This is a genomic window from Actinoplanes sp. NPDC051633 (genome assembly GCF_040681735.1).
In the GTDB taxonomy this organism is placed as follows: Bacteria; Actinomycetota; Actinomycetes; order Mycobacteriales; family Micromonosporaceae; genus Actinoplanes.
Map to the genome: position 1 here is coordinate 1 of NZ_JBFAZH010000377.1, position 6,455 is coordinate 6,455.

6 protein-coding genes are annotated in these 6,455 nt (G+C 69.5%); 3 read left to right on the forward strand and 3 right to left on the reverse strand.

The features are described from left to right. Positions 1 to 124 precede the first annotated feature (124 nt). From AB0M20_RS21050 to AB0M20_RS21060, 3 genes are read right to left on the reverse strand one after another with little or no spacing between them, the layout of a single operon-like run. Positions 125 to 1,126 carry a glycosyl hydrolase gene (locus tag AB0M20_RS21050; protein ID WP_364300522.1) on the reverse strand — a complete coding sequence of 334 codons (1,002 nt, stop codon included), beginning with the start codon at positions 1,124 to 1,126 and terminating at the stop codon, positions 125 to 127. Then, positions 1,123 to 2,700: a cellulose synthase catalytic subunit gene (locus AB0M20_RS21055; RefSeq protein WP_364300524.1), complete on the reverse strand. Its 1,578-nt coding sequence runs from the start codon at positions 2,698 to 2,700 to the stop codon at positions 1,123 to 1,125. Before AB0M20_RS21055 ends, AB0M20_RS21050 begins: the two co-directional genes overlap by 4 nt. Continuing rightward, positions 2,697 to 3,827 (reverse strand): glycosyltransferase family 39 protein, encoded by a 1,131-nt coding sequence (locus AB0M20_RS21060; protein WP_364300526.1) that lies wholly within the window; start codon positions 3,825 to 3,827, stop codon positions 2,697 to 2,699. Before AB0M20_RS21060 ends, AB0M20_RS21055 begins: the two co-directional genes overlap by 4 nt. A 158-nt stretch (positions 3,828 to 3,985) precedes the next feature. On the opposite strand from AB0M20_RS21060, the gene AB0M20_RS21065 reads away from it, so the two are divergent. The 3 genes from AB0M20_RS21065 to AB0M20_RS21075 form a co-directional block, all read left to right on the forward strand. Further along, positions 3,986 to 4,315, forward strand: a complete 330-nt coding sequence (locus tag AB0M20_RS21065) for a hypothetical protein (protein WP_364300528.1) — start codon at positions 3,986 to 3,988, stop codon at positions 4,313 to 4,315. Between the two features lie 37 nt (positions 4,316 to 4,352). Further along, positions 4,353 to 5,993 (forward strand): phage tail sheath C-terminal domain-containing protein, encoded by a 1,641-nt coding sequence (locus AB0M20_RS21070; RefSeq protein WP_364300530.1) that lies wholly within the window; start codon positions 4,353 to 4,355, stop codon positions 5,991 to 5,993. Between the two features lie 67 nt (positions 5,994 to 6,060). Further along, positions 6,061 to 6,455, forward strand: a 395-nt coding sequence (locus AB0M20_RS21075; protein ID WP_364300531.1) for a phage tail protein, incomplete at its 3' end; no start/stop codon positions are given.

Below are 6,455 nucleotides of genomic sequence, written 5' to 3' on the forward strand. Positions count from 1 at the left end.
CACGGCGGCCGCCGTGTACGTGGTGCCGAGATCAACGCCGAGGGTGTACTCCACGCTTGCATCAAAGCGCGTCGAAGCGTCCCCCGGTAGGGCTGAAGGGGCGACCCAAGGTGCACTTGATCGCCTATTTCACGACGAAGCCGTAACCCAGCTTCTTGGCATGCCGCCCCCACACCCCGGCCGCCTCCTCGTTGTCGTCGATCTGCCACAGCACCCGGCCCGGCTGGTTGAAGTAGACCAGCCCGATCACGTCATCGCTCTCCGCGGTCGAATACAGCAGGTCCTTGAGCTGCACGATCCGGTTCGGACCGGGCTCGACACCGGTCTCCACGATCAGTATCGGCACCTGGGTGAGCCGCCGGATCGCGGTGATCGTCGGGCCGAAGAGCTGGTCGAAGGTCTGCGGGCCGTAGAACTTGGTCAGGTAGCCGTCCATGCCGGCCCAGTCCACGTACTCGTCGCCCGGCCAGTACCGGTCGAGTTTGACCTTGGGGGCGCCGCTGATCACGTTCGGCGTCCAGGTCCAGATCACGTTGGTCGCGCCCGCCTGCTCGAAGATGTCGTGCAGGCGTTTCCACGCGCCGACGAAGTCGTCCGGGGTGGCCGCCTGGGTGCCCCACGAATACCAGAAACCGTTCATCTCGTGCGCGAAGGTGATCACGACCGGGAGGTTGAGCCGGCGGACCGCGGCGGCGTACTTGCGGGCGTACTTGTCGTATTTGCCCTTGGCGATGTCGGAGAGCTTCTGGTCGAACGGCTCCCACCGGATGATCGGCAGGGCGCCGTACGCGTAGGCGTTGCGCACCTCGCGCGTCTGGTACGGGTCGCCGAACTCGGCGAAGATCGAGATCATGTTGGGCTTGCGCTGCACGTTCTTCGCGAAGCTCTGCACGCCGGTCATGTCGCGGGGGGCGTTCTGGACGGTGACGCCGAAATACTTGTGCTCGGGCTGCAGCAGCGCGGTCACGTCGTAGGGCTGCGGGCGCTCGATCACCGCGACCACGTCTTCGCTGAGCGCGTCACGCCCGGCCGCCACGGTGACCGGAGTGCGGTCCACCGCCACGGCGTAGCCCAGGAAGGCGGCCACGATCAGCATCACGGAGAGGACGAGCTGGCGGGTCTTCACACGTCCTCCGCCGGGTCCACGAGCGCCGCCTGCAGTGCCACGGTGAGGAAGAACGCGCCGGCCAGGAAGGCGGGCAGGAACGCGTACAGGTCGGTGTGCAGCATGTGCCGGCCGGCCAGCACCACCCACGCCAGGCTGGTGCCGACCGTCCAGAGCGCGACGCTGGCGCGCAGCCGGCCGGTCCGCGCACCGCGCACCTTGCTGCCGGTGGCCTGCCAGCCCATGCTGCGCTGCAGCACGAGATCCCAGATCGCCCAGGCGTGCGCCCAGCCGTAGAGCAGCTTGGTCGCCCACGTCTCGAAGCGGTATTTCGTGCGGTGCCAGGCCGGGAAGACGACCAGGTTGTAGACCAGGCTGGGGACGATCAGCAGGTAGTTGCGCGCGGTGACCATCTCGGGGAAGACGGTCAGCATGAGCACGGGTACGACGGGCGCGGCGATCGCGAAGACGGCAGTGTGCAGGTAGTAGCAGAACCCGGAGAGGTAGCTCAACCGGCCGCGGAACGTCATCCGGGTGTTCCAGAACTTCGTCGACGAGAGCAGGCTCATCGACCCGGTGCACCAGCGGTACTGCTGGGTGAAGAACGCGCGTACGTTGTCCGGGCAGAGGCCGGCCGCCAGCGGCACCGGCACGTACCGCAGATCCCAGCCCTTGCGTCGCATGTCGAAGCCGGTGTGCACGTCCTCGGAGTGCTCGATCAAGGTGGAGCCGCCGATCGCGTCGAGCGCGGTGCGGCGGTAGAGGGCGCAGCTGCCCACGCAGATCGCCGCGTGGTGATGCTGCCGCGAGACCTGGACGAGCCGGTAGAACAGCTCCTGCACCGCGCCGGCGCCGCGCTGCAGCCAGCCGTGTCCGCGCTCGATGCGGAAGAACTGCGGCGACTGCACGATGCCCAGCCGGTGGTCGGCGACCAGGTAGGGGACCAGCTCGTCGAGCATGTCGTGGCGCGGGGCGAAGTCGGCGTCCAGCACCAGGATGAAGTCGCCCGAGGTACGCCGGTACGCGTACCGCAGATTGCCCGACTTCTTGTACCACCCGCGGTTGAGCCGTCGCTGGTAGACGAAGCCGTGCCGCAGGGCCGCGTGGGACAGGGTGGCGGTCGGCGAGTCGTCGAGCACGTAGACGTCGACGTGCCCCGGGTAGTGCCGCTTCATCCGGGACACGTAGCGCCACGTGTTGGCGAGCACCTCGTAGGGTTCGCCGCAGACCGGCAGGAAGACGTCCACCGAGGGGAAGACCTTGTTGTCGCGGACGAGTCGCCGGTGCGCGCGCATGTCGAAGGCGGGCGTCCCGATGTTCACCAGCAGCGAGATGAAGTAGTAGAGGACGCTGAACGCCAGCAGCGGCACGAGCAGCAGCAGCCACCTCGACAGGGTCATGAAGTAGACCTGGCTGACCACCAGCGTGGTGAAGCTGACCGCCGAACCCAGCTGCAGCACCCACAGCCGCCGCTTGTCGTAGAGCATCTTCTCGGCCTCGGACGGCGGCGCCGGGATGCCGTGCGCGACGTTGTCGGGCACCCGCGCGGACGCCCGCACACCGTCCTGCGTGCGTTCGTCGGCGACAGCCGTCACGAGCGGATCACCCAGGCCGGGGCGTGGTCCGCCCGGCGCAGATCGAGGTGCGCGGGCACCGCGAGCAGCGCGATCGCCAGGATCACGGCCACCCCGCGGGCCAGCGTGAACCGCCGGAGCCCGACCGCGGCGACCAGGCACCACGCGGGCGTGGTGATCAGCAGCGTCTGCGACGACCAGACCGGCAGGAAGGCGGCGGCCGCGGCGAGCGCGACGACCGGCAGCAGGGCCCATGTGGTGAGCACCGCGAGAGTATGCCGCAAGGACAGACCGAGGAAGGCGAGGGCCAGCACGGCACCGGCCAGGAGCGCCCCGCCGAACAGGTCGATCGGTAGCCACGTCGAGGCCATCGACAGCCGGCGGCCATCGTCGAGCACGTCGGCGTGACCGATGATGATCGGTAGCGCGGCGAGACCACCGCCGACGACTGCCGCGAAACCCCAGATCAGCGGGGTACGGCGATCGCGCACCTCCGCCGCCAGTCCCACCGCGTGCGCGCCGATGATCAGGTATGCGGCCAGCCCGCCGGACGCGCCGAGCAGGGCGATCGTGATCGCGTACCCGAGACCGGCGACCACCCGCGGCTTGCGGACCAGGCTGACCAGCAACACCGTCGCCAGCGCGGCCAGCATCACCGACACCGGCTCCGGGCCGGGCTGCCGGGCCCAGCCGCTGGTCGTCGGCAGCGCAGCGAAGAGCAGGCCGGCCGTGACCGCGACCCGCAGCCCGCCCGTCCGCGCGCCGGCCATCGCGGCGAAGGCGGTGGCCGCGGTCATCGCCACGACGGACGGGGCGCGAAGCGCCAGCGTGGAGTCGCCGGCCAGCTCCTGGTACCACCGCAGCGCGTCGGTCGCCCACGGCGTCGCCGCGGCCGGCGTCCACGACGCGTTGCCGAGCCAGGCGCCGGCCCCGCCCAGCACCAGCGTGAGCAGCGTGGGGGCCAGCCATGCCACCTGGCGCAACCAGGGCGCGTCGAGCGGCTCCGGCGGCGCCGGCTTCTCCCACAGGTCGACGGCATGGCCTGCCGGGAATGCCATCTGCACGGTCGGCATGTCCGACCGGTCGCGTTGTTGCGGCACGATGATGACTGTCTCGGCCGGATCGTGCCGCCCGGTCGGCGTGGTCATCACGGCGCCTCCTCCCCGCCGTCCAGAATCGACGGCGGCCCGGACACTGGCAACCCTTCAGTGACGTGCTGCACCTTCGGCTGCACCGCCGCACCTTCACTCCACGCGTATACGCGAGGCACGCTCAGCACGGCGGCGAACCTGGAGGAGGTGCGGCGGTGACGAGGGTCCTCATGGGCGACTTCAGCGCATTGCACCGACTGGGCCTCGAGGACATCCTCCGGCAGGACGGCATCGAGCTGATGGACGCGGGCACCGAGGTGCTCACCCATCTGCTCGAGGCGTTGCCCGACGTCATCGTGCTGGATCTCGACAAGCGAGCGACGACCGACCTGGTGCACCTGATCGTGCACCGTTTCCCCGCGGTCAAGGTGGTCGCCTGCTCGTCGATCCGGCCCACGGTGCGGGTGTTCCCGCCGCTGCACTACGGCGAGTTCTACGAAACGGATCTTGACCCCGCGCTGCTGACCAGCGCGGTGCAGGCCTGACGGAGCGCAGGCACACAGAAGGGGAAGGTGTCATCAGATGGCCGCGTCGTACGGAGCCCCGGGCGTTTACATCGAGGAGCAGCCGAGCGGTTCCATGCCCATCGAGGGGGTGGGTACTGCCGTTGCGGCGTTCGTCGGGTTCACCGAACGCTACGACACGGAGGTGGGTGACCCCACCGACCCCGATGGCGTGAAGCCACAGCTGGTCACCAGCTGGCCCCAGTACGAGCGCATCTACGGCGGCTTCGTCCGCGGCGCGATGCTCCCGCACGCGGTCCGTGGCTTTTTCGAGAACGGCGGCAGCGCCGCCTACATCTGCCGGATCCCCGGCGGCAACGGGGCGAACGGCAACGGCGGCGCGCCCACGGCGGTGCTGCCGGCCGCGGACAACCCGCAGACCCCCAGCCTGCAGCTCACCGCTCGCGACCCGGGAGCCAACCTCGAGGTCGAGGTGGTCCCGCCGCAGGCCCAGACGCCCGCCGAGGGCGACGGCGCCGAGGGCGGCTCGGGCAACGGCGGCGGTGGCGACTACACGCTGCGCGTCTTCGAGGGCGGCCAGCTGCGCGAGGAGATCGGCGGTCTGCAGTTCACCGGCCGCAGCACGCGGACCGTCGAGCGGGCGGTCAACGAGCGCTCGAAGTTCCTGAAGCTGGACATGCAGCCGGTGCAGGGCACCTCGCTGGCCGAGCGCACCCCGGCGGCCGGCCGTTACACCCTGCAGGCCCCGCCCGTCTCGGCCGTCGAGGTCACCCCGGCCGACCTGGTCGGCAGCGAGGCCGACCGCACCGGCTACCAGGGCCTGGCGATCGCCGACAACGTCACCATGGTCGCCATCCCCGACCTGGTCACGGTGGCCACCAAGGGTGACGGCTCGGTCGACGAGGAGATGTTCCTCGGCGCGCAGAAGCAGCTCATCGACTTCTGCGAGGCCAGCCACAACAAGATGGCGATCCTGGACGTGCCGCCCGGCCTGAACGCGACCCGCGCGCTGGAGTGGCGCTCGCGGCTGGCCCGCGACTCGGCGTTCGCCGCGCTCTACTACCCGAACGTCGTGGTGCCGAACCCGCTCGCGCGGCCGGGCGCCACCAACGGCGAGCTGTACCTGACCGTGCCGACCGCCGGCCACGTGGCCGGTGTGTGGGCCCGCACGGACGGCGCCCGCGGTGTGTGGAAGGCGCCGGCCAACGAGGCGGTCCGCGGCATCGTCCGGCTGGAGAACGACGTCACCAACGGCGAGCAGGATCTGCTGAACCCCGAGGGCGTCAACTGCATCCGGTCGTTCGGCAGCTACGGCACCAAGATCTGGGGTGCCCGCACGCTCGCCAAGACCGACCCGAGCTGGCGCTACATCAACGTCCGCCGGCTGTTCAACTTCATCGAGGAGTCGATCCAGCGCGGCACCCAGTGGGCGGTCTTCGAGCCCAACGACTTCGACCTGTGGCAGCGCGTCAAGCGCAACATCACGTCCTTCCTGCGCGGTCTCTGGATGCAGGGCGCGCTGGTCGGTGCCACCCCCGAGCAGGCCTTCTACGTGCTCTGCGACTCGACGAACAACCCGGCGTCCTCTGTGGACGAGGGCAAGCTGATCGTCGAGGTCGGCATCGCCCCGGTGAAGCCCGCCGAGTTCGTGATCTTCCGGATCAGCCAGTGGCAGGGCGGCGGCGACACCAGCGACTGAGAACTTGACTGATTCGAAACTTGACGAGCTCAACCAGACTTCTGCGCAGACAGATTAGGAGGCGGCGATGCCCGACCTGATGACCAGCTTCAACTTCGTCCTCGAGATCGGCGGGGTCGAGATGGCGAGCTTCCGCAAGTGCTCCGGGGTCGAGTCCGAGACGGAGACCATCGAGTACAAGGAAGCCACCAAGGAAGGCAAGATGATCATCCGGAAGGTTCCGGGTGCGATGAAGTGGTCCGACATCACCCTCGAGCGCCGGATCGACGAGTCCAAGTCGCTCTGGGAGTGGCGCAAGCAGGTCGAGGACGGCGACGTCGACGCGGCCCGCCGCGACGGGTCGATCGTCATCAAGGACTCGATGAAGACGGAGATCGCCCGCTGGAACTTCGAGCGCGGCTGGGTCTCCAAGTGGACCGGCGCCGAGCTCGACGCCGGCCGGCCCCCCGGGGGGGCCCGGGA

What these genes read in the sequence shown, in the direction of transcription:
- AB0M20_RS21060 (WP_364300526.1), bottom strand. Translation starts at nt 3,827, where the DNA reads ATGACCACGCCGACCGGGCGGCACGATCCGGCCGAGACAGTCATCATC.
- AB0M20_RS21070 (WP_364300530.1), top strand. Translation starts at nt 4,353, where the DNA reads ATGGCCGCGTCGTACGGAGCCCCGGGCGTTTACATCGAGGAGCAGCCG.